The following is a 19,968-nucleotide window of genomic DNA, read 5'->3' as shown; positions in this document are numbered from 1 at the left end:
ATCAAGCGCCCCTGCGTGACGCCCGGAGTCCGACGCCGCTTGGAACCTCGTCACCCGAAGTCGATGGCGTGAAGCGTTGCGCCGTTCTTCTTCAACCAAGCCCGGCGCGGCGCGTAGTCCGGCAGGAGACGCCCGACGCAGGCCCAGAAGCGCGGTGAATGGTCCATATGGGCAAGATGCGCGACTTCGTGTGCGGCCACGTAGTCAAGCACGTTGGGCGGAGCCATTGCCAATCGCCAGCTGAACATCAGGTCACCGCGTCCCGTACAGGACCCCCACCGGGATCGCGTATCGCGCAGCGTGATCCGGCCTGCCTGGCGACCGAGCGCTTCGGCGTGGCGATCGACCGCTGCGACCAGATGGCTCCGTGCGACCTCCTTCAGAAGGGCGGCGATCCGGCGCCCCGCCCGTTCGTTGTCCGGCACGGCCACCGCCTCGCCTGTCCATCGCGCGGAACGCCCACCGCCGACGATCACCGGAACCTCTCGGCCCAGAACCGGGATCCGCGCACCCACGGTGACCGGCCGGGCACGGGGGGCGGCTTGGACCTGACGCGCGATCCAGTCGGCTTGACTGGCAGCGAATCCCTCTGCCTCGTGATCAGGTACGCCCGGCGGCACGGTCAGCGTCACGTTTCCGCCGACCCGGGCCACCCGCAAAGTCATGCGTCGGACGCGGGCCGAGCGGCGCAACGCGACGTCCACCTCACCGATCCTGAGCGTCCGTGTCATGCAACTCCCGATCTGGTCTTGCCACCCGTTCCGGGAAGTGGCATCCGGCCCAGATTCCCGACCCCGCTGGGGCCTTTCCAGCCCGGAGGACACGACATGCCCAAGGAAGAATGGGGCGTCAAGCGCGTCTGCCCGACGACCGGCAAGCGCTTCTACGACCTCAACCGCGACCCCGTCGTCTCGCCCTATACGGGCGAGGTCGTTCCCGTCGATACTGGCACGAAGACGCGCGTCCTCGTTGCCGACAAGGCGGATGCCGACGCCAAGAAGGATGACGAAGACGAGGATCTGCTGCTCGACGAGGAAGATGACGTTCTCGACGAAGATTCGGACGATACCGATGACGACGTTCTCGACGACGATGACGATGATACCGTCAGCCTCGACGAGATCGGCAGCGACGTCGCCGACGACAAAGACGACGACTGAGAGAGCGGGCGCGAGGGTGGATTCCCTCTTGCGCCCCTTTCCACCGCGCCCTAGATGGGCGCACCTGATGGGGCCTTAGCTCAGTTGGTAGAGCGCTTGCATGGCATGCAAGAGGTCAGGGGTTCGACTCCCCTAGGCTCCACCAAACACCTTTCGCCAGAAAGGTGGCCCCCCTCTCCGCAGTGGACCCGAGCGACAGCGTGATCGAAGATCGCGCGAGAGCATCCAGCGTTCGAACCAGGTCCCGAAAGGTCCACCAGACATCATTTGCCAGACCATTTGCATCCTCTTCCGTTCCAGAGAGTGCGGGGGCCTGTCAGGCTCGAGGTGTCACGGGCGTTCACCCGTCAGACCTACCGCTCTTTCGTCATCACCGTATGAGCTTGCGCCCGTCCGGGGCGGACGATTTCGCCGGAATCCGAGTGGTACTTGCACGAGGAGCCGTTTGACGCGCTTTCGGGTTCAGACCGCTGCCCGCGGCGGCGCTGGCGCAATGTTGACCCTGCGGAATGGCGCTGTTTCGGCGCGGGGCGCTTGGCCAGCTATCGCGCATGTGACAGGTTCCTTCGCGTGTTTGAGGGGTTGACGATATCGTGGCCGAAGGATTTGGCAGCGCCCGTCCGCAATCCGCCATGATCCGCAGGCTGAACCTTCCCGACAGCGCAGAACCTGATCGGGAGGGGCTTCTTCACGCGCCATCTGCCGCGCGCAACCAGAAGCCAATCCTCGATGCGCTGGGACCGCACCTTCCGCATGGCGGCCTCTTTCTCGAGGTTGCCTCAGGAACCGGTCAGCATGTTGCCGCGCTCGCTGCGGAGCATCCGGACCTCCGCTTCCAGCCTAGTGAGCCGGACCCGGTGCGCCGTCGTGCGATAGACGCGCGAACGCGAGACCTGCCGAATGTTGCGCCGGCCCGATATCTTGATGCGTGCACGCCGGGATGGGGGCGTGGTCTGCGCGCGGATGTGATCCTGACCGTCAACCTTCTGCATCTGATTTCCGATGCGGAAATGGCCGTCCTGCTGGATGAGGCGGCGCAGGCGATCGTGCCGGGTGGCCTTCTGGCGATCTACGGGCCGTTTCTGCGAGGCGGGCAGGCCACCAGTGAGGGCGATGCAGGGTTTCACATGAGCCTTCAGCGCCAGGATCCCAGCATCGGCCTGAAGGACGCGGATCTCGTCGTATCGGTCCTGCAGGCGCTGGCCTTCGCGGTCGACATCGTGCCGATGCCTGCGAACAACCTCATGCTTCTGGCACGGAGCGGATCGAAACCGGGCTTCTAGACCTTGTCGGACAAGATATGCCCCGATCACATCCCGTTCGACGCTCCGTCTAGAACCTCCGCTCCGGACGTGGAGACCACGGGCGCGGGCGGACGATACGTTCCGCGTCCACCACCTCGCATTTGAGGACCGGCGGGGGCATGGCGAACCGTTCCCTGTCGATCAGTCCGATCAGGCAGGACAGCGGATCCCCCGGTAGGGATGCGTCGCTGTCCAGCGCGGGGCCTAGCCCGAAGGCGGACAAATCGACGATCAGGATGCGGGTCAGTCCATTCAGGGACGGCCGGTCGATCCGTACAGCGGCCGGTCTTTCAGCGCAGACCCTACCACAGAGACGGCCGAACCGGGGCAACGCTTCGAGGTTCTGCCATCGGCGCAGCAGAACGACCTGAACATCCGCCGTCTCCGGATCAGCGCTGTTCCAGGCCCCGGTCTTGTTGAAGAATACAGCGGCAATAGCGTCCCGACCGTCTCCGCTGAGATGTAGCCGTCCGGGCGAGGCCGGGACGAAGGCGCCGCGCAGGATCCAGCCGAACACCGCCCCCAGAACCAGCAGGATGATCGCTCGCGATCCAATTCGGCGCGTGCCGTCAGCCATCCGCGCGGATACGCGCGTTCTTCGGGTCGTAGGGGCTGTCCTCGGTCACCTCCGCATTCCACAGCGCACGCTGCATCCGCACCTTCAGCTTCGTCCCCGGTTCCACCAGATCGAGGCGGACGTAGCCCATGCCGATCGACTTCCCGGACGCGACCGAGTAGCCCCCCGAGGTCAGGCGACCGACGCGGGTGCCGTCCTCCGTGTAGAGCGCTTCGCGTCCCCACGGGTCAGCGTCGTCAGGACCGTCGATCAGCATCGTGACGCAGCGCGACCGGATGCCGGTCTGCTGCATTGCCTCCTTGCCCAGAAAGTCCTTCGAGAGATCCACGAACCGGTCGAGCCCCGCCTCGAGCGGCGTGGCATCGCGGCCGAGTTCGGTTCCGAAGGCGCGGTAGGATTTTTCCTGCCGCAGCCAGTTCTGGGCCCGGGCCCCCACCAGTCGCAGGCCATGGGCCTCGCCCGCTTCCATCAGACGGTCGAAAAGGTAGGTCTGCATTTCCATCGGGTGATGCAGCTCCCAGCCCAGTTCGCCAGTGTAGGCCACCCGGATCGCGTTGACCGGGCACATCTTCAATTCGATGTTCCGTTGGCTCAGCCATGGGAACCGGGCATTCGACAGCGCGGAGACGGGATCGGCGTCGCGGATCAGATCGGCGAGGATTGCGCGCGAATTCGGGCCGGCCAACGCGAAGACACCGGACTTCGCAGTCACGTTCTCTTCGTTGATGCGACCGAAGCGATCCTCATGCTCCATGATGGCCTTGTAGAGGTAGTCCTCGTCATAGGCCTCCCACGCGCCGGCGGAGACAAGGTAGAAATCATCCTCGGCCATTCGGACGATGGTGTATTCGGAGCGCGTCGTGCCTGCCGGTGTCAGGGCGTAGGTCAGGTTGATCCGGCCCACCTTGGGCAGCTTGTTCGTCGTGAACCAGTCGAGGAAAGCCGCTGCGCCGGGTCCGCTGATGCGATGCTTGGCAAAGGCGGTCGCGTCGATCAGGCCTGCCGCCTCTCGGATGGCCTTGGCCTCGTCGCGGGCGTGCTGCCACCACTTTCCGCGCCGGAAGCTGCGGGAGGTGAGGTCGAAATCCGCCTCGGCGCCGGGCACGAAGTAGTTCGGCCGCTCCCAGCCGTTGACCTGCCCGAACTGTGCGCCGGCCGCCTTCATCCGGTCGTAGCAGGGCGCCGTCTTGAGCGGGCGCGCCGCAGGCCGTTCTTCGTCGGGATGATGCAGGACGTAGACGTGGTCGTAGCATTCCTCGTTCTTGCGCATGGCGTATTCGGTCGTGACCCAGTCGCCGTAACGCTTGGGATCGAGGCTCGCCGTGTCGATCTCGGCCTCCCCGTCGACCATCATCTGTGCGAGGTAGTGACCCGTCCCGCCGGCGGCCGTGATGCCGAAGCTGAACCCCTCGGCCAGCCACATGTTGCGCAGGCCGGGTGCCGGCCCGACCAAGGGGTTGCCGTCGGGCGTATAGCAGATCGGGCCGTTGAAATCGTCCTTCAGGCCCGCATTCTCGGACGAGGGGATGCGATGGATGAAGGACATGTACTCCTCCTCGATCCGCTCCAGGTCGAGGGGGAAGAGGTCCGCGCGAAAGCTGTCGGGGACGCCGTATTCGAAGCGCGCCGGCGCGTTCTGTTCGTAGGGGCCGAGGATCCAGCCCCCGCGTTCCTCGCGGACGTACCACTTGGCGTCGGCGTCGCGGATCACGGGATGCTGATCGTTGGTCTTGCGCCACTCGACCAGGGCTGGGTCCGGTTCGGTGACGATGTACTGGTGCTCGACCACGATAGCCGGCATCTTGATACCCAGAAGGCGGGCCGTCCGCTGGGAATGGTTGCCGGTCGCGGTCACGACATGTTCGGCGGTGATGACCTGCTGTTCCTCGGTGGGCACGAGGTTGCCGCCCCGTTCGGCCATCCTGGTCACCGTCACCCGCCATTCCGAGCCGGTCCATTCGTAGCCGTCGACCTGCCACTTCCGCTCGATGGTCGCGCCGTGCTGACGCGCGCCCTTGGCCATCGCCATCGTGACATCGGCCGGGTTGATGTAGCCATCGGTCGGATGAAGGATCGCGCCTTTCAGATCGTCGGTCCGGATCAGCGGGTACCGATCCCTGATGTCCTTGGGCGTCAGCCATTCGTGCGGTATGCCGACCGTCTCGGCGGTCGCCGCATAGAGCGCATATTCGTCCATCCGGTCGTCGGTCTGCGCCATCCGCAAATTGCCGACCACGCTGAAGCCGGGATTGAGGCCCGTCTCGGCTTCGAGCGTCTTGTAGAACTCGACCGAGTAGGCGTGGATGTGGCTGGTCGCGTAGCTCATGTTGAAGAGCGGCAGCAGGCCCGCGGCGTGCCATGTTGAGCCCGAGGTCAGCTCGTCGCGCTCCAGCAGCATCGTGTCCCAGCCGGCCTTCGCCAGATGGTATGCGATGGACGTCCCCACCGCCCCGCCGCCGACAACCAGCGCCCTCACATGGCTCTTCATGCCCGTCCCTCCGTGCCGTCTTTCACGGTTGTGGCGCGCTGCGTCGGGTCAGGGGGCGCCGGCGGCGACAGGACGGCCTGCGATTGCGACGCGTCCGGCCTGCCGGGAGGATCGTAGGGGGAACTGCCGCGAGGGGGCCGGGCCTTTGCCCCTGACCCTGGGATATCTGCTGCAGGATGAGGGCTGGCGGAGCGCATCGGTTCTGTTCGCGCTCTCCGTTGGATGGCCGTCAGAGCACGCCCAGTTCCGCCAGAGCCACCTGCAACTTCGGTGGAAGCGGTGCTTCGGCGGCGCGGGCCGGATCGAGATCGGCAGGCGCATCGTCGGGCGTCAGGTAGCGCCAACCCTGAAAGGCCCGCTTGGGCGTCGGCGCCACGGGGACCAGCCCGGGTTGAAGGACGATCCCGCAGCGCGGGATGCCGTCCTGGCGCCGCACCTCCTCCAGCCTCAGGATCGGCTGACGGCATAGGACGACACCCTTGATGACCCAGTAGATCGAGCCGCCTTCCAGAAGTTCGGCCTCCCGCTTGGGCCACATCCGGGTGACATGCCGGGGGTTGCCGTCAGGCCCCTTCGCCCGCGCGCTGCGCTGCCACTTAGCCAGTCCGTCGATCGACGTCGTGCCCACGCTGAGCTTGATCAGGTTTACGGCCATGATGACTCCCCCAAGTCCGGTGGCTATATCTAGAGTCCTTGCGCCCGCGCGCAACCAGCCCTTGCCCTCGGAGCGTCCAAATGTCCGACTTCGCCGCCCCCATCGCGGAATCCATCTGGGACATGAAGTATCGGCTCAAGGCGGCCGACGGCACCCCGATGGACGCCACGATCGGCGCCACCTGGGACCGGGTCGCGGGCGCCCTTGCCGCAGCCGAGGACGACCCGGAGACCCACCTGCCTGCCTTCCGCGCCGCCTTGCAGGATTTCCGCTTTCTGCCAGCCGGACGGATCGTGGCGGGCGCGGGTACGGATCGCAGCGTGACGCTGTTCAATTGCTTCGTCATGGGCCGCATCGAGGACGACATGGGCTCGATCTTCGCCCATCTCCGCGAGGCGGCGCTGACGCTGCAGCAGGGCGGCGGGATCGGTTACGATTTCTCGACCATCCGGCCGAGGGGCGCGCCGGTCGCGGGCGTGGCGGCCGATGCGTCGGGGCCGCTGTCGTTCATGGATGTCTGGGATTCGATGTGCCGCACGATCATGTCGGCCGGATCCCGCCGGGGGGCGATGATGGCTACCCTGCGCTGCGACCATCCCGACATCGAGGATTTCGTCGCCGCCAAGGCCGATCCCGCCCGCCTGCGTATGTTCAACATGTCCGTCCTCGTGACCGATCCGTTCATGGAGGCGGTTGAGGCCGACGAGGATTGGGACCTCGTCTTCGGCGGCCGCACCTACCGGACGATGCGGGCAAGGCAGCTCTGGGACGCGATCATGCGCGCCACCTACGACTATGCCGAGCCCGGGGTGATCTTCATCGACCGGATCAACCGGACCAACAATCTCGCCTACGCAGAGAGGATCGCGGCCACGAACCCGTGCGGAGAGCAGCCGTTGCCCCCCTACGGCGCCTGCCTCCTGGGCTCGATCAACCTTGCCCGCCTCGTCCGCGATCCGTTCGGAGCGGGCGCGGCCATCGATACCGACGACCTGGCCCAGCTTGTGACGACCGCGATCCGCATGATGGACAACGTGGTCGAGGCGTCGCGTTTTCCGCTGCCGGCCCAGGCGGACGAGGCGCGCGCCAAGCGTCGCGTGGGATTGGGCGTGACCGGGCTGGCCGACGCACTGGCCATGTGCGGGCTGACCTATGGCAGCGCTGAGGCGGCGGAGCGGACGGGCGGTTGGCTGCGCGCCATCGCCAACGCGGCCTACCTCGCCTCGGCAGATCTGGCGCGGGAAAAGGGCCCTTTCCCCCTCTACGACCGGGATGCGATCCTCGCGGCGCCGATGATTTCGCGGCTGGACCCCGAGGTGCGCGAGGCCATCGCGGCCCATGGCCTGCGCAACGCATTGCTGACTTCGATCGCGCCGACAGGAACGATCAGCCTGCTCGCAGGAAACGTCTCCAGCGGGATCGAACCGATCTTTGCGCTCGATTACACCCGCAAGGTGCTGCTGCCCGACGGGACCCATCGCGAGGACGTGGTCGAGGACTACGCCGTTGCCGAATGGCGCCGCCTGAATGGCGACGCGCCCCTCCCGGAGACCTTCGTGACGGCGCAGACACTCGCTCCCGAAGCGCATGTCGCGATGCAGGCCGCGGCGCAGGAATGGGTCGACAGCTCCATCTCGAAGACGATCAACGTGCCCGCAGACATCGCCTTCGACGCATTCAAGGACGTGTACCTTCAGGCTTGGCATACCGGGTGCAAGGGCTGCACCACCTACCGCCCGAACGACGTGACGGGCAGCGTCCTGTCGGCCGAGCCCGCCAAGCAGAAAGTCGTGACCCTGTTCGACCCGCTCGACCGGCCGGAGACACTGGAAGGCGCGACCTACAAGCTGCGCTGGCCGAACTCGGAACATGCGCTCTACATCACCATCAACGATATCGTGCTCGACGGACGACGGCGGCCGTTCGAGATCTTCGTGAACTCGAAGAACATGGAGCATTTCGCCTGGACGGTCGGCTTGACCCGGATGATCTCGGCCGTGTTCCGACGCGGCGGCGATGTCAGCTTCGTCGTCGAGGAACTCAAGGCCGTCTTCGATCCGCGCGGGGGGGCCTGGATGGAGGGCCGCTACGTTCCGTCGATCCTCGCGGCGATCGGCGGGGCGATCGAGCGGCACATGATAGAGATCGGGTTTCTGGGCGCCGAGGGAATGGGCCTGAAGACGGACCCGGCGCTTGACGGGTTCGGCCGCGTTGCCGTCACGCGCACCGACACGTCCCCGCCCGCCGCGGCCTGCCCGAATTGCGGTGCGCCCGAGTTGCGCGTGGCGGAGGGCTGTTCCACTTGCGCGAATTGCGGCTTTTCGGAATGCGGGTGATCGACCTGAAGGGTCTTGCGGTCCGTGAGCCTCTCGGTGGAGTCCGTGAATAGGCGGATATGGAGGGGTCGCCAAAGCCGGGCATGACGGCCTGTTCCCTTTTCGCTGGGTCTTTTCAGTCTGCAATTCGTCGGAGACGGGTCGCCGAAGTTCGGCTTTGTGGACGCTCCTGGCCGCTTCCGGTTTCTTACGCTGCGGGGCCGGAACGGCGCCACGTCCATCGCAGGACGAAGGCCGTGACGGCGACGACCGGCAAGGCGCCCAGGACGAGCAGTGTCCAGCCGAAGCCCGCCACGAGCGCTCCGGAAGAGAAGGCGGCGATCGTGGACGCCAGCGCGATCGCCGTATCGTTTATGCCCTGGATCGAGGCCCGCTCCTCCGGGGCGAGGGCATCGGCAAGCAGGCTCGTCGCACCGATGAAGCCGAAGTTCCATCCGACGCCCAGCACGATCAGAGAGACGTAGAAATGGGCGAGGCTCAGACCCGTCGCAGCGATGAGAGCCGATATGGCCAGAAGGGCGAGGCCCGTCAGGACGATGAGTGAGGCGCCGAACCGCTTGATCAGGAAGCCGGTCACGAAGCTGGGTGCGAACATCGCGACGACATGCCAGCCGACCACGCTTCCCGCCGTCGCGGCATCGAAGCCGCAGCCGACCATCACGATGGGAGTGGGCACCATGAGCAGCGCCATCACTCCTTGGGAAATCGCGGCCGCGAAGACCGCGGCCGCAACGGTCGGACGTCTGAGGATAGCCAGCACGTCGATACGCGCCTGGGCAGGGCCGCCGGATGTGACCGGCCGGGGCATTCCGCGGACGAGCAAGAGCGGCAAGGCGCCGATGACGGCAAGGCCGATGATCGCGCCGTAAGCGCCCGCAAACGGGAAGGGGGCCAGCAGGCCCGTCGTGCGTGCGAAGATCTCTGGGCCGAGCAGCGCGGCGACAAGACCGGATGTCAGCATCAGGGATATCGCGACCGATCGCCATTGGTCCGGCACGACTTCGGCAGCGGCAAAGCGGAAGAACTGGAAGCAGGTCAGCGCCGCTCCAAGCAGGAAGTGCCCCGCAAGCAGGAGGAGGAAGCTCGACTCCATCATGCCGAACAGACCCGCCGCGCCCCCGGCGGCCGCACAGGCAGCACCCAGCAGAAAGCCTGCCTGCCTGCCAAAGCGCCCCATGAAGAGCGAAAACGGTGCCGCCGCGATGAGCCCGGCCAACGTCGAGATGGAGAGGGGAAGGGTGGCCAGGCCGGGCGTCGGTGCCAGCATCAGGCCGGCCAACCCGCCCAGCACGATGAGCATCGGCAGCGCGGAGGCGAGAATGGCATTCGCACTCAGAAGAAGTGCGAAGTTGACGATCCCGGCTGGTGCGGTCTCTTCGGCGATCTTCATGCATGTCCCTCGCCGATAGCAGTCACCGAACGGCTGCCCTTTGACACTGATCTAGATCGCCGTGCGAAAACGACTGCCCGGCATCGGAGGCACGAGAAATCCCGACGCGTGGGATTTCTCGACTGGCATGGCCCGAAGACCACTCAGCGCGTATCTTGCCGGACATCACATCACTAGATGCCCTGCTTCTCGCCGGGTGGGGATTCCACCAACTCGCGGTAGAGATCTCGAAGACGGATAGTGACCGGACCCGGAGCGGCGCCCAGAACCCGTCCGTCGATGCTCTCCACCGGGGTCTGTGCGCCGAAAGTGCCGGTCAGGAAGGCTTCTTCGGCGCAGTAGCAGTCGACCAGACTGAAATTGCGTTCGTGGCAGGGGATGCCATTGGCGCGGGCGAGGTCGATGACGGCCTGACGGGTGATGCCGTTGAAGCAATAGTCCCCCGTCGAGGTCCAGAGCCCCCCTTTCTTCACGATGAAGAAGTTGCAGGCATTCGTCGTCGAGACGAAGCCGTGGACGTCCAGCATCAACGCCTCGTCGGCGCCCGCCTTCTCGGCTGCGATACAGGCGAGCACGCAATTCACCTTGGAATGGGTGTTGAGCTTCGGGTCCTGACTCATGGGCAGGCCGCGGATATGCGGAACGGTGGCCAGTCGGACGGGACGGGGGGCGGCCGGGACCGAATGTTCCATGATGATGACGAGCGTGGGCGCCGTCTCGGTCAGGCCCGGATGCTGGAACGGCAGGCGCTTGCGACCGCGCGTCACCATCAGGCGGGCATGGGCGTCGGAGGTCATGGAGTTGGCCTCGCGCGTGGCCTCTAGCGCGGCGAGGATCTTTCCGCGCGGGGGCAGGGCGATGTCCAGGGCGCGCGCGGCCTCCTCCAGCCGGTCCATATGGGCGTCGAGGAAGGCCCAGCGACCGTCGTAGAGGCGCAGCCCCTCCCATACGCCGTCGCCCAGAAGGAAGCCGCTGTCGTAGACGCTGACCTTGGCCTGCGGGCGCGGGACGAGGTCGCCATCGACCCAGATCAGGATGTCGGCATTGCGCGGATCTGGCAGGGCTTCGTGGGTGGAGAGCGTATCCATGGGCGCAGCGTTGGGTCACGGGCCCGTGATTTGCAAGCCGTCGGGGCAGGGGCGAAAATGGGATTGTCGAAGAGGGAGATGTCCCATGACACAGACGGGCTATAATATCAGGCTGATCGTCCTCGCCGCCGCCATCTTGGTTGGCGCAGCGCTCCACAAGGCCGAGGGCGGCGAGATGGCGGGCAAGACTGGAGACTGCGTGGAGACGGTGGTTCTGGGATAGGTCAGTCCGGCGTGGGGGCGACCAGATCTCGCAGACCCCTGGACCCAAGATTGCGAGGTCTGTCCTCTTCTTGAGACGATAAGCTTGCTGCCGGTCTTGGTCCGTCGAGAGGCGAGGAATGCGATCCGCCGCGGATCACGCGTTTGCGGTTATTCCAACTGCTCTTTTCGACCCGTTCTGATGCCGTGTTCCAGTTCCTGATCCGCGATGTCCGGCACGACAGCGCCCATTCATGAGCGTTTCCCGCCATGTGCCGCGGGCCCCAGCCATTTGCAGCATCGAGGTCTTCGACAGGTCCCGGCCTGACGTTTTGCTTCGGATCCGGTCGCTCGGAATGCTAGGTGAAGTCAGTGCCAGACCAAGAGAAGGCGGCCTGATCGGTTGTCATCGCATGGCCAGTCACGGACGGCGTTTCGGTCCCGGCCCGGGCGGCGTATTTCCATTCCGCCTCGGTCGGCAGCTGTAGACCTCGGCTCCGACCCGGCCGTTCAGCCATCGAACGTAATCTATCGCGTCGTGATAGGAGATGCGGAAGGCAGGATGGCTTCCGCCGATCTGCTGCCATTCTTCCGCGCCTTCCGGCTGACACTTTCCCGTGTCCCTCCCCCTGTCCCTCAGGATGCGCGTGGGCAGATCATTCCGCGGCCTGCTCCCCCGCGATGGGCGAGGATGTGGCGCCTCAATAGAACCCGCAGGCCGAGGGCAGGTTGTTGCGGATCACCGTTTGCAGCATGAAGATGCCGAGGATCGCCACGAGCGGTGCGAGATCCAGCCCTCCGGTCGCCGGCAGGACGCGGCGGATCGGGCCGTAGAGCGGCTCCAGCAGGCGGGTCAGGCCGTCCCAGATCTGCCCGACGATCGGCTGGCGCATGTTCAGCACGCCGAAATTGATCAGCCACGACATGATGACGTGGACGATGATGATCGTCTGCGCCACCGAAAGCAGCGTCGAGAGGATCTGAAGCAGGGAACACATGGGCGGCGCCTTCCGGGTCTGTCCGGCCCTAGCTAGGGGCGCGCGGGGCGGGGGGCAAGGCGGGTGCCGCAACGCCCGGCTTGACGTCCGCGTCACGTCCACGCATCGGGGCGCCATGTATCCCTTCGTCCGCCTCGCCTGGCAGATGTGGCGCAACCGCGCCGCGCCGCCGCTCGCCCTGACCGAGACCCATGTCAGCCGGCATCTCTGCTGGCCCTGGGATCTGGACGGCTTCGGCGAGATGAACAACGGCCGCGTCCTGACGCTGATGGATATCGGGCGGTTCACGTCGGGCATGCGCTACGGACTTCTGTCGATGTTGCGGCGGGAAGGATGGGGGCTGGCGGTTGCCGGAAGCTCGATCCGCTACCGTCGGCGCATCCTGCCTTTCGCGCGGATCGAGATGCGGACTAGGCTGGCGGGGTGGGACGCGCGGTTCTTCTACGTCGTGCAGGAGTTCTGGATCGACGGCGATTGCGCCTGCCAGGCGTTGTTGCGCACGGCAGTCACTGCGAAGGGCCGCGGGGCCGTTCCGACCGCGGAGGTGCTGACCGCTCTCGGCCGAGACGATGCCCCGCCCGTCCTGCCCGGCTGGGTGGCCGCCTGGATCGACGCCGAGGGGCAGCGGCCCTGGCCGCCGGTCGCGGCCTAGCCCGGCGCGGCGGATCCGCCGACACGGCGCCGTGGGGCCTTCAATCAGGACCGGCGGCTCGCTCCGTATCGCCTTATCCGCGCAGCGCCGGAAGGCCTACGCCGGTCGCCTCGAACCCGCCATCGGCGGCGAGGACCTGGCCGGTCACGTAGCTCGCCTCGTCCGAGCAGAGGAAGGCGATGCAGCTCGCGATCTCCTTCTCGGAGCCGTAGCGGTTCAACGGGATCGCATCGTGATAGGCGTCGACGATCTCCTGCGTGTGGACCGCCATCGCCAGCTTGGTGCGGACAGGGCCGGGGCAGATGCAATTGGCACGAATGCCGAACTCCCCAAATTCGGCCGCCTGCTGCTTCGTCAGCTGGATCACGGCGGCCTTGGAGGTCCCGTAGGCCACCCGCAGCGTCGATGCCCGAAGCCCCGAGATCGAAGCGATGTTGACGACGCTGCCCCGGCTTTCTTTGAGGGCGGGCAGGGCTGCCTGCGTCACCAGGAACGGGCCGTCGAGATTGGTCGCCATGACCTCGCGCCAAGTGTCGAACCCGGTCTCTTCGATCGGGCCGAACAGGGCGACGCCCGCATTGTTGACCACCGCGTCGATGCGCCCGAACGCCGTGCGCACGTCGTCGATCATCGCGGCGACCTGATCGGGGTCGGACACGTCGCACAGAAAGGCGCGCGCGTCCCGAAGCCCATCTGCGGCGGCGTCGAGCGCCGGGCCATCCCGGTCGATCATGGCGACGGTCCAGCCGCGGTCCAGCATGAGGCGGGTCGTGGCGAGGCCGATGCCACGGGCGGCGCCGGTCACGAGGGCGAGATTTCTGTCCATGCGGCCTGTCTGCCGCAGGGAGGACACGGCCCGCAAGGGAGCTATCGGCCCGGGACACATCGCCGTTGCGCGGGTCTGCCATCGCTCCCATGATCCGGGCGAGGGAACAGGGACAGGCCAGATGACCGACGTGACGGGCCCCGTGCGGGCGACTGCCGAGCAGAGGCGGCGCATCCGCGGCTGGATGATGTTCGACTGGGCGAGCCAGCCGTTCTACACGCTGTGCCTGACCTTCATCTTCGGGCCCTACTTCACGGGCGTGCTGGCCGACGCGCTGATCGGCGAGCTTGGCGAGCAGGCGGCGGATGCCCGCGCGCAATCCATCTGGTCCTGGACGCAGACCGGCATCGGTGTCTCGATCGCTCTGACCGCGCCGCTCCTGGGGGCGCTGGCCGACCGGTCGGGGCGGCGGATGCCGTGGATCGTGACCTTTTCGGTGCTCTACGTGGTGGGGATCGCTGGGCTGTGGTTCATGGCGCCGGACGCGTCGGGCTTCTGGCTGGCGGTGGGCGGCTTCGCCTTCGCGATGATCGGCGCGGAATACACCACGATCTTCACCAACGCGATGCTGCCAGACCTTGCCCCCCGCGAGGAGCTGGGCCGGATCGGCGGCACCGGCTATGCGCTCGGCTATGCGGGCGGGGTGACGGCGCTGTTCCTGATGCTCGGCCTCTTCGCCGACAACGAAAACGGACGGACCCTGCTGGGGGCCGCGCCCGCCTTGGGTCTGGAAGGAGAAGCGCGGGAGGGGACCCGTTTCGTCGGGCCGTTTTCGGCCTTGTGGTACGTGATCTTCATGGTGCCGTTCTTCCTGTGGGTGAAGGACCCGCCGGGCTCGGGCGGGCGGGCGACGATCGCGGAGGCTTGGGCCGACCTGAAGGCGATGCTCGCCTCGATCCCCGGGCGGACCAGCCTGATGGCATATCTGGCGGGCTCGATGCTCTATCGGGACGCGCTGGTGGCGCTCTATGCGTTCGGGGGCGTCTATGCGCGCCTCGTGCTCGACTGGGAGACGACGCAGATCGGCGTCTTCGGCATCGTGGGTGCAATCACGGCGGCCGTGTCGGCCTGGATCGGCGGACGGCTGGACGGCGCCTTCGGGCCGAAGCCCGTCATCACCGGCGCGGTGCTGGTCCTGACGACGGTGGTGATCCTCCTTTGCGGAATGACGCCCGAAGCGCTGTTCGGGATCCCCTTGTCCGACCGCGCGCCGCTGTCGGGCGCGGCAGCCTTCATCTTCGGCGCCGAGATGGGCGGGGCGGATGTCATCTTCTACGTGCTGGGCGCGGTGATCGGAGGCATGGGCGGCGTGCTGCAATCGGCCAGCCGCACGATGATGGTGCGTCACTCGGATCCGGCCCGCTCGACCGAGGCGTTTGGGCTCTATGCGCTGTCGGGGAAGGCGACCGCGTTCCTGGCGCCGATGTCGATCGGGATCGCGACCTGGGCCACCGGCTCGGCGCGGTTGGGCATCTTTCCGATCGCGGTGCTCTTCCTTCTGGGTCTCTTCTTGCTACGGTGGGTCGATCCCGAGGGAGATTGTTGATGATGCTTCGACTTCTGGCCTGCCTCGCCCTTCTTGCCATGCCCGTGCCGGGGCCAGCCCACGCGCAGCTCGCCAAGGAACTGTTCGGCGCCCAGCCACGAGCCAGCGCGCAGCGGCCGCAGCCCATCGGCAGCTATTCGAACGGCTGTGCGGCGGGGAACGTGCAATTGGCCGAGACCGGTCCGACCTGGCAGGCGATGCGCCTGAGCCGGAACCGCAATTGGGGCCAGCCCGTCCTTGTGGACTTCGTACAGGATCTGAGCCGCCGCATGACGCAGGTCGGCTGGCCCGGAATCTATGTCGGCGACATGAACCAACCGCGCGGCGGGCCGATGCTGACCGGCCATCGCAGCCACCAGAGCGGGCTGGATGTCGACGTCTGGCTGATGGAGCCGCCGCGCCTGAACCTGACCCGCCGCGAGCGCGAGAACATCTCGGCCGTCTCGAAGCGGCGGGCTGATGGGGCCTATGTGAACACCCGATGGACGGCCGAACATATGGAGCTGGTCAGGGCCGCCGCGTCGGATCGGCGCGTGGCGCGGATCTTCATCTTCCCGGGCGCGAAGGTGTGGATGTGCGAGAATGCGCGCGGAAACCGCAACTGGCTGCGCAAGGTTCGGCCGTGGTGGGGCCATCACTACCATATGCATGTCCGGCTCAGTTGTCCGCGTGGCGCGCGGGCCTGCGTCAACCAGGATCCGCCACCTCGCGGCGACGGCTGCGCCGAGGCGCGCCAATGGCAGCAGAATATCCTCAATCCGCCGCCCCCCGATCCCAACGCTCCGCCACCGCGCCCCCGGCGCGAGTTGCGGATGGCCGACCTGCCTCAGCAATGCGCTTCCGTTCTCTCTGCGCCGGCTGCGCGCTAGCCCTCGCCCCCTCGCTGGCTTGGGCCGATCCCCGGCTGCTGGGCTCCCATGGCTGGGAGCCGGACTGGCAGGGCGCGGGCGGATTCTCGGCGCTATGGCTCGGGCCGGACGGCCGGGCCTTTGCTGCGCTGTCGGACCGGGGGCAATGGGTCGAGGGGCAGCTGTCGCGGGACGCCGATGGTGCAGTCTCGGGTGTGGATGTCACCGGGCGCGGCCCGCTCCTGCATTCGTCGGGAGAGCGGTTGAGGGTCAGCGAGCGCGATGCCGAAGCCATCGCCCGCACCGACGACGGCTATTTCCTGGCCTATGAGGGCGTGCACCGGGTGATGCGGCACCCTGCCTTGGGCAACGCGCCCGACCGCATTCCCCAGCATCCCGCCTTCGAGGGTCTGCAATCGAATTCCGGGCTTGAGGCGCTGGCTGCCGATGCCGAGGGGCGTCTCTATGCCATTCCCGAACGGTCGGGACAGATCGCGCGGCCTTTCCCGGTCTACCGCTACGAGGATGGCGAATGGACCATCCCCTTCGCGTTGCGCCGAGATGGGCCGTGGCTGGTGACAGGGGCGGATATCGGCCCGGACGGGCGGCTCTATCTGCTGGAGCGCGATTTCGCGCTGATCGGGTTCCGGTCGCGTGTGCGGTCTTTCGATCTGACCGGCGGGGACGAGCGGCTGGTGATCGAGACGCCTTTGCGGATGCATGACAATCTGGAGTCGCTCTCCATCTGGCGTGACGGGAACGGACGGCTGCGGATGACGCTCTTGTCCGACGACAATTACAGCGCCTTCCAGCGGACCGAGTTCGTCGATTACATCCTGTCCGATCCCGCCGACCCGTCGCCCGGCGACGGCTAGGCGCGCCGTCAGGCCTCGACCCGGCCGGGGATTTCATCCCGGCGGGTGCGGGGCAGGGGCCAGTCGTCCAGAAGAGCCAGTGCTTCGTCGGCGGTATCGACGAAGCGGAAGAGGCCCAGATCGTCGTCGCCGATCGTGCCCGCCTCGCGCAGCGCATCCCAATTCACGATCTTCGCCCAGAAGTCGCGCCCGAAGAGCAGAAAGGGCACCCGCTCCATCCGGCCGGTCTGGATCAGCGTCAGGCTCTCGAACAGTTCGTCCAGCGTGCCGAAGCCGCCGGGAAAGACGCAGATCGCAGCGGCGCGCATCAGGAAGTGCATCTTGCGCACGGCGAAGTAATGAAAGTTGAAGCTGAGATCGGGGGTCACGAATTCGTTGGGCGCCTGCTCGTGCGGCAGAACGATGTTAAGGCCGACGCTGCGGCCGCCCGCCTCGTGGGCGCCGCGGTTGCCCGCCTCCATGATGCCCGGACCGCCCCCGGTGACGATGACGTTCCGACGCCCGCCGCTGTCGCGCAGGCTGTGTTCGGTGACGATGCGGGCGAAACGGCGTGCCTCCTCGTACTGGTCGGCCAGGCTGCGAAGCGTCTCGGTCCGGGCGCGGTCGCGATTGGCGGGCCGGGGGATGCGGGCGCCGCCGAACATGACCACCGTGCTTTCGACCCCTGCCTCATCCATGCTGAGCGTCGTCTTGAGGAGCTCCAGTTGCAGGCGGACCGGGCGCAATTCGTCGCGGCACAGGAAATCCTCGTCAGCGAAGGCGAGGCGGTAGGCCGGCGAGCGCGTCTGCGGCGTGTCCGGCACCGTGTGAGAGGTGTCGCGATCCTCGCGCGCGTGGCGCATCGGGTGGTTGCGGTCTTTGGCCATGTTCGTCCTTGCATCGGTCTGGTCCGGCCCTTCTAACGACCCCATGACGGATTGGCAGTCGGAAATCGAAGCGGCCGCGGCGCGGATCGCCGGTCACGTGCGCGTCACACCGGTCGCGCGGCTGACACTGGGTGGCTTCGACGTCGAGATCAAACTCGAGCAGATGCAGCATACCGGCAGCTTCAAGGCGCGGGGGGCGTTCAACACGCTTCTGTCTGGATCCGTGCCGCCGGGCGGCGTGGTCGCGGCATCCGGGGGCAATCACGGCGCTGCGGTGGGTCATGCGGCTGCGGCGCTGGGGCATGCCGCGCATATCTTCGTGCCCGAGATCGCGGGGCCGGCCAAGATCGCCCTGATCGAACGGACCGGCGCAACCTGCCACGTCGTCCCTGGTGTCTATGCCGATGCGCTGGAGGCTGCGCAGGATCACGAGGCGCGCACCGGCGCGATGCAGGTCCATGCCTACGATGCCGTGCAGACCTTGGCCGGGCAGGGAACCTGCCTGCGCGAATGGGAGGCGCAGGGGCTGGAGGCCGAGACCGTCCTGATCGCGGTCGGCGGCGGCGGGCTGATCGGCGGCTCGCTCGCCTGGTTGGCAGGGCGACGCAAGGTGGTGGCGGTCGAGCCGCGTCTGGCACCAACGCTCCACACCGCGTTGCAGGGCGGGCGGCCCGTGGATGTCGAGGTGGCTGGCGTGGCGGCGAATGCGCTCGGGGCGCGACGTATCGGCGAGCTGGCCTTCGGTTTGGCGCAGGGGATCGAGAGTGTGCTGGTCGAGGACGAGGCGATCCTTGCCGCGCGCGATCTGCTCTGGCGGGAGGCGCGGTTGCTGGTGGAGCCGGCGGGGTCCGCAGCTCTCGCCGCGCTCATCTCGGGGGCCTGCCGGCCGGACCCGGGCGAGAGGGTCGCCGTGCTGATCTGCGGAGCGAATCCCGCGCCCGACCCATTGGACTGATCCGGCGTACGCGCGCGGCGTCCCTGCCCCTGGGGGCTCTGCCTCCTGCGAGCGCAAGCGGTCGCGCCCCCGAAATTTATCGGGCAGGGTGAGGTTGAATGGACGTGAGAAAGCCGATGGCCCTGACGGAAACCGACGCTGCCGCATTGGGGACACCGTGCCCGGATTTCGCACTCCCCGACCCGCGGGGCCGGGTCTGGACGCGGGACGAGGTGTCAGGCCCCAATGGTCTGGTCGTGGCCTTCATCTGCAACCACTGCCCGTACGTGATCCGCATGATCGACGGCTTCGCATCCGACCTGGACATGCTGGGGGCCGAAGGCGTCGGCGCGGTCTGCGTGATGTCCAACGATTGGCATTCCTACCCGGCCGACGCGCCCGAGAGGATGGGCCCCTTCGCCGAGACCCACGGGCTGGCGGTGCCCTATGTGATCGACGCCGATCAGGCCTTCGCCCGCGAGATGGGAGCGGTCTGCACACCGGACCTGTTTGGTTTCGGCCCGGATCTGCGGCTCGCCTATCGCGGGCGGCACGAGGACCTGGTCGCGGCCATGCGAGCGATTGCCGGCGCCGATCCGGTCCCAGAGCAGACGCCTGGGATGGGCTGCTCGATCAAATGGCGGTCATAGGCCGAACGGATCAGGCGCGCGACAGGACAAGGCCGCCGGCGACAAGGGCGACGGCCAACACGCGCTGTGGTGTGATCTGGTGGACCGGCAGGCCGAACATTCCGGCTGCATCCATCGTCAGAGCGACGACGAGTTGACCCAGGATCATCGCGGAAACCGCTGTCACGATGCCAAGCTGTGGCACGCACCACAGGATCGCCCAGACGTAGAACGCGCCCAGCAAGCCGCCCAGCAGCAGCCGTCGGTCCACATGGCCGATCCGTGTCAGTGCGCTGCCGTCGCCCTGCGCCCATGTCACCGCGAGAAGGCCCGCGAAGCCCACGCCGAAGGACACCGCCGCGGCCCCCGTCCCGCTTCCCAGCCCACGTCCGAGCGCAGCGTTCATCGGCGCCTGTACCGCAGCCAAACCACCGGCCAGTACGATGAGGAACAGGGGAACATACTGAGCCATGACGGTCTCCGCTCGACACATGAGCAAAGTGCCTGCGAAATGAGCGTTGCGGAAAGTGAGGAATACCCGACCTTCCGTCCGAGGCGGTCCGCTCCGGTTGTGCGGCGTTGAGGCGGAGGATAA

Annotated in this window: 20 protein-coding genes, 1 tRNA gene and 1 pseudogene; 11 read left to right on the top strand and 11 right to left on the bottom strand. The window is 66.9% G+C overall.

Annotated features, from left to right (window positions below; all coding sequences use genetic code 11):
- Window positions 1-50: 50 nt before the first annotated feature.
- On the bottom strand, window positions 51-731 hold the full coding sequence (locus jaqu_RS19775) for a M48 family metallopeptidase (protein ID WP_043920761.1): 681 nt from the start codon (window positions 729-731) through the stop codon (window positions 51-53).
- A gap of 96 nt (window positions 732-827) precedes the next feature.
- Here jaqu_RS19775 and jaqu_RS19770 point away from each other — a divergent pair, with 96 nt between their 5' ends.
- From jaqu_RS19770 to jaqu_RS19760, 3 genes are all read left to right on the top strand, one after another.
- Entirely contained in the window at window positions 828-1,160 is a 333-nt protein-coding gene (locus tag jaqu_RS19770; protein WP_043920760.1) for a TIGR02300 family protein, read from the top strand.
- 69 nt (window positions 1,161-1,229) lie between these two features.
- Window positions 1,230-1,305: transfer RNA gene (locus jaqu_RS19765), tRNA-Ala, on the top strand.
- A 448-nt stretch (window positions 1,306-1,753) separates the two neighbouring features.
- The gene (locus jaqu_RS19760; RefSeq protein ID WP_236687909.1) at window positions 1,754-2,443 is read left to right on the top strand and encodes a DUF938 domain-containing protein; all 690 of its coding nucleotides are present in this window, start codon (window positions 1,754-1,756) and stop codon (window positions 2,441-2,443) included.
- 49 nt (window positions 2,444-2,492) lie between these two features.
- Here jaqu_RS19760 and jaqu_RS19755 read toward each other — a convergent pair whose 3' ends face one another.
- From jaqu_RS19755 to jaqu_RS19745, 3 genes are all read right to left on the bottom strand, one after another.
- On the bottom strand, window positions 2,493-3,041 hold the full coding sequence (locus jaqu_RS19755; RefSeq protein WP_043920758.1) for a hypothetical protein: 549 nt from the start codon (window positions 3,039-3,041) through the stop codon (window positions 2,493-2,495).
- Window positions 3,034-5,529 (bottom strand): GcvT family protein, encoded by a 2,496-nt coding sequence (locus tag jaqu_RS19750; RefSeq protein ID WP_043920757.1) that lies wholly within the window; start codon window positions 5,527-5,529, stop codon window positions 3,034-3,036. Before jaqu_RS19750 ends, jaqu_RS19755 begins: the two co-directional genes overlap by 8 nt.
- 229 nt (window positions 5,530-5,758) lie before the next feature.
- A complete protein-coding gene (locus jaqu_RS19745; protein WP_043920756.1) occupies window positions 5,759-6,184 on the bottom strand; it encodes a DUF1489 family protein in 426 nt (141 codons plus the stop codon).
- Window positions 6,185-6,264: 80 nt separating this feature from the next.
- Here jaqu_RS19745 and jaqu_RS19740 point away from each other — a divergent pair, with 80 nt between their 5' ends.
- Complete coding sequence (locus jaqu_RS19740; protein ID WP_043920754.1) at window positions 6,265-8,520, top strand: adenosylcobalamin-dependent ribonucleoside-diphosphate reductase; 2,256 nt, start codon at window positions 6,265-6,267, stop codon at window positions 8,518-8,520.
- A gap of 187 nt (window positions 8,521-8,707) precedes the next feature.
- On the opposite strand, the gene jaqu_RS19735 is transcribed toward jaqu_RS19740, so the two are convergent.
- Window positions 8,708-9,910 (bottom strand): MFS transporter, encoded by a 1,203-nt coding sequence (locus tag jaqu_RS19735; RefSeq protein WP_043920753.1) that lies wholly within the window; start codon window positions 9,908-9,910, stop codon window positions 8,708-8,710.
- Between the two features lie 173 nt (window positions 9,911-10,083).
- Window positions 10,084-10,998, bottom strand: coding sequence for an aminotransferase class IV (locus jaqu_RS19730; RefSeq protein WP_043920752.1), 915 nt, complete (start codon window positions 10,996-10,998; stop codon window positions 10,084-10,086).
- Window positions 10,999-11,083: 85 nt separating this feature from the next.
- Between jaqu_RS19730 and jaqu_RS21800 the strand changes: the two genes are divergently transcribed.
- Window positions 11,084-11,221 carry a hypothetical protein gene (locus jaqu_RS21800; protein ID WP_161793911.1) on the top strand — a complete coding sequence of 46 codons (138 nt, stop codon included), beginning with the start codon at window positions 11,084-11,086 and terminating at the stop codon, window positions 11,219-11,221.
- Between the two features lies 1 nt (window position 11,222).
- Here the strand turns inward: jaqu_RS21800 and jaqu_RS22440 are convergent.
- Window positions 11,223-11,717: pseudogene (locus jaqu_RS22440) on the bottom strand (formylglycine-generating enzyme family protein).
- 183 nt (window positions 11,718-11,900) lie between these two features.
- Window positions 11,901-12,197, bottom strand: coding sequence for a YggT family protein (locus jaqu_RS19725; RefSeq protein ID WP_043920751.1), 297 nt, complete (start codon window positions 12,195-12,197; stop codon window positions 11,901-11,903).
- Window positions 12,198-12,312: 115 nt separating this feature from the next.
- Here jaqu_RS19725 and jaqu_RS19720 point away from each other — a divergent pair, with 115 nt between their 5' ends.
- On the top strand, window positions 12,313-12,849 hold the full coding sequence (locus jaqu_RS19720; protein WP_043920750.1) for an acyl-CoA thioesterase: 537 nt from the start codon (window positions 12,313-12,315) through the stop codon (window positions 12,847-12,849).
- A gap of 73 nt (window positions 12,850-12,922) precedes the next feature.
- On the opposite strand, the gene jaqu_RS19715 is transcribed toward jaqu_RS19720, so the two are convergent.
- On the bottom strand, window positions 12,923-13,675 hold the full coding sequence (locus jaqu_RS19715) for an SDR family NAD(P)-dependent oxidoreductase (protein ID WP_043920749.1): 753 nt from the start codon (window positions 13,673-13,675) through the stop codon (window positions 12,923-12,925).
- A 121-nt stretch (window positions 13,676-13,796) separates the two neighbouring features.
- On the opposite strand from jaqu_RS19715, the gene jaqu_RS19710 reads away from it, so the two are divergent.
- From jaqu_RS19710 to jaqu_RS19700, 3 genes are read left to right on the top strand one after another with little or no spacing between them, the layout of a single operon-like run.
- Window positions 13,797-15,221, top strand: coding sequence for an MFS transporter (locus tag jaqu_RS19710; RefSeq protein WP_043920748.1), 1,425 nt, complete (start codon window positions 13,797-13,799; stop codon window positions 15,219-15,221).
- Window positions 15,221-16,090, top strand: a complete 870-nt coding sequence (mepA, locus tag jaqu_RS19705) for a penicillin-insensitive murein endopeptidase (protein WP_043920747.1) — start codon at window positions 15,221-15,223, stop codon at window positions 16,088-16,090. Before jaqu_RS19710 ends, mepA begins: the two co-directional genes overlap by 1 nt.
- Window positions 16,054-16,944 (top strand): esterase-like activity of phytase family protein, encoded by an 891-nt coding sequence (locus jaqu_RS19700; protein WP_043920745.1) that lies wholly within the window; start codon window positions 16,054-16,056, stop codon window positions 16,942-16,944. The genes mepA and jaqu_RS19700 overlap by 37 nt, the downstream gene beginning before the upstream one ends.
- Window positions 16,945-16,952: 8 nt before the next feature.
- Here the strand turns inward: jaqu_RS19700 and jaqu_RS19695 are convergent, their stop codons facing one another.
- Window positions 16,953-17,810: an LOG family protein gene (locus tag jaqu_RS19695; protein ID WP_043920744.1), complete on the bottom strand. Its 858-nt coding sequence runs from the start codon at window positions 17,808-17,810 to the stop codon at window positions 16,953-16,955.
- 43 nt (window positions 17,811-17,853) lie between these two features.
- Between jaqu_RS19695 and jaqu_RS19690 the strand changes: the two genes are divergently transcribed.
- Both jaqu_RS19690 and jaqu_RS19685 read left to right on the top strand, forming a co-directional pair.
- A complete protein-coding gene (locus tag jaqu_RS19690; protein ID WP_043920742.1) occupies window positions 17,854-18,765 on the top strand; it encodes a threonine/serine dehydratase in 912 nt (303 codons plus the stop codon).
- A gap of 98 nt (window positions 18,766-18,863) precedes the next feature.
- Window positions 18,864-19,394, top strand: coding sequence for a thioredoxin family protein (locus jaqu_RS19685; protein WP_236687908.1), 531 nt, complete (start codon window positions 18,864-18,866; stop codon window positions 19,392-19,394).
- Between the two features lie 10 nt (window positions 19,395-19,404).
- Here the strand turns inward: jaqu_RS19685 and jaqu_RS19680 are convergent, their stop codons facing one another.
- A complete protein-coding gene (locus jaqu_RS19680) occupies window positions 19,405-19,845 on the bottom strand; it encodes a DMT family transporter (RefSeq protein WP_052501090.1) in 441 nt (146 codons plus the stop codon).
- Window positions 19,846-19,968 lie beyond the last annotated feature (123 nt).

Origin of the sequence: Jannaschia aquimarina (assembly GCF_000877395.1) — a bacterium.
In the GTDB taxonomy this organism is placed as follows: domain Bacteria; phylum Pseudomonadota; class Alphaproteobacteria; order Rhodobacterales; family Rhodobacteraceae; genus Jannaschia; species Jannaschia aquimarina.
This window is presented reverse-complemented; position numbering and strand designations above follow the sequence as displayed.

Bases quoted from the DNA above. Each gene is read 5' to 3' on its own strand.
- jaqu_RS19725 (WP_043920751.1), bottom strand. From the start codon at position 12,197: ATGTGTTCCCTGCTTCAGATCCTCTCGACGCTGCTTTCGGTGGCGCAG.
- jaqu_RS19715 (WP_043920749.1), bottom strand. From the start codon at position 13,675: ATGGACAGAAATCTCGCCCTCGTGACCGGCGCCGCCCGTGGCATCGGC.
- jaqu_RS19700 (WP_043920745.1), top strand. From the start codon at position 16,054: ATGCGCTTCCGTTCTCTCTGCGCCGGCTGCGCGCTAGCCCTCGCCCCC.
- jaqu_RS19685 (WP_236687908.1), top strand. From the start codon at position 18,864: ATGGACGTGAGAAAGCCGATGGCCCTGACGGAAACCGACGCTGCCGCA.
- jaqu_RS19695 (WP_043920744.1), bottom strand. From the start codon at position 17,810: ATGGCCAAAGACCGCAACCACCCGATGCGCCACGCGCGCGAGGATCGC.
- jaqu_RS19755 (WP_043920758.1), bottom strand. From the start codon at position 3,041: ATGGCTGACGGCACGCGCCGAATTGGATCGCGAGCGATCATCCTGCTG.
- jaqu_RS19710 (WP_043920748.1), top strand. From the start codon at position 13,797: ATGACCGACGTGACGGGCCCCGTGCGGGCGACTGCCGAGCAGAGGCGG.
- mepA (WP_043920747.1), top strand. From the start codon at position 15,221: ATGATGCTTCGACTTCTGGCCTGCCTCGCCCTTCTTGCCATGCCCGTG.
- jaqu_RS19735 (WP_043920753.1), bottom strand. From the start codon at position 9,910: ATGAAGATCGCCGAAGAGACCGCACCAGCCGGGATCGTCAACTTCGCA.
- jaqu_RS19680 (WP_052501090.1), bottom strand. From the start codon at position 19,845: ATGGCTCAGTATGTTCCCCTGTTCCTCATCGTACTGGCCGGTGGTTTG.
- jaqu_RS19775 (WP_043920761.1), bottom strand. From the start codon at position 731: ATGACACGGACGCTCAGGATCGGTGAGGTGGACGTCGCGTTGCGCCGC.
- jaqu_RS19690 (WP_043920742.1), top strand. From the start codon at position 17,854: ATGACGGATTGGCAGTCGGAAATCGAAGCGGCCGCGGCGCGGATCGCC.
- jaqu_RS19720 (WP_043920750.1), top strand. From the start codon at position 12,313: ATGTATCCCTTCGTCCGCCTCGCCTGGCAGATGTGGCGCAACCGCGCC.
- jaqu_RS19730 (WP_043920752.1), bottom strand. From the start codon at position 10,998: ATGGATACGCTCTCCACCCACGAAGCCCTGCCAGATCCGCGCAATGCC.
- jaqu_RS19740 (WP_043920754.1), top strand. From the start codon at position 6,265: ATGTCCGACTTCGCCGCCCCCATCGCGGAATCCATCTGGGACATGAAG.
- jaqu_RS19745 (WP_043920756.1), bottom strand. From the start codon at position 6,184: ATGGCCGTAAACCTGATCAAGCTCAGCGTGGGCACGACGTCGATCGAC.
- jaqu_RS19750 (WP_043920757.1), bottom strand. From the start codon at position 5,529: ATGAAGAGCCATGTGAGGGCGCTGGTTGTCGGCGGCGGGGCGGTGGGG.
- jaqu_RS19770 (WP_043920760.1), top strand. From the start codon at position 828: ATGCCCAAGGAAGAATGGGGCGTCAAGCGCGTCTGCCCGACGACCGGC.
- jaqu_RS21800 (WP_161793911.1), top strand. From the start codon at position 11,084: ATGACACAGACGGGCTATAATATCAGGCTGATCGTCCTCGCCGCCGCC.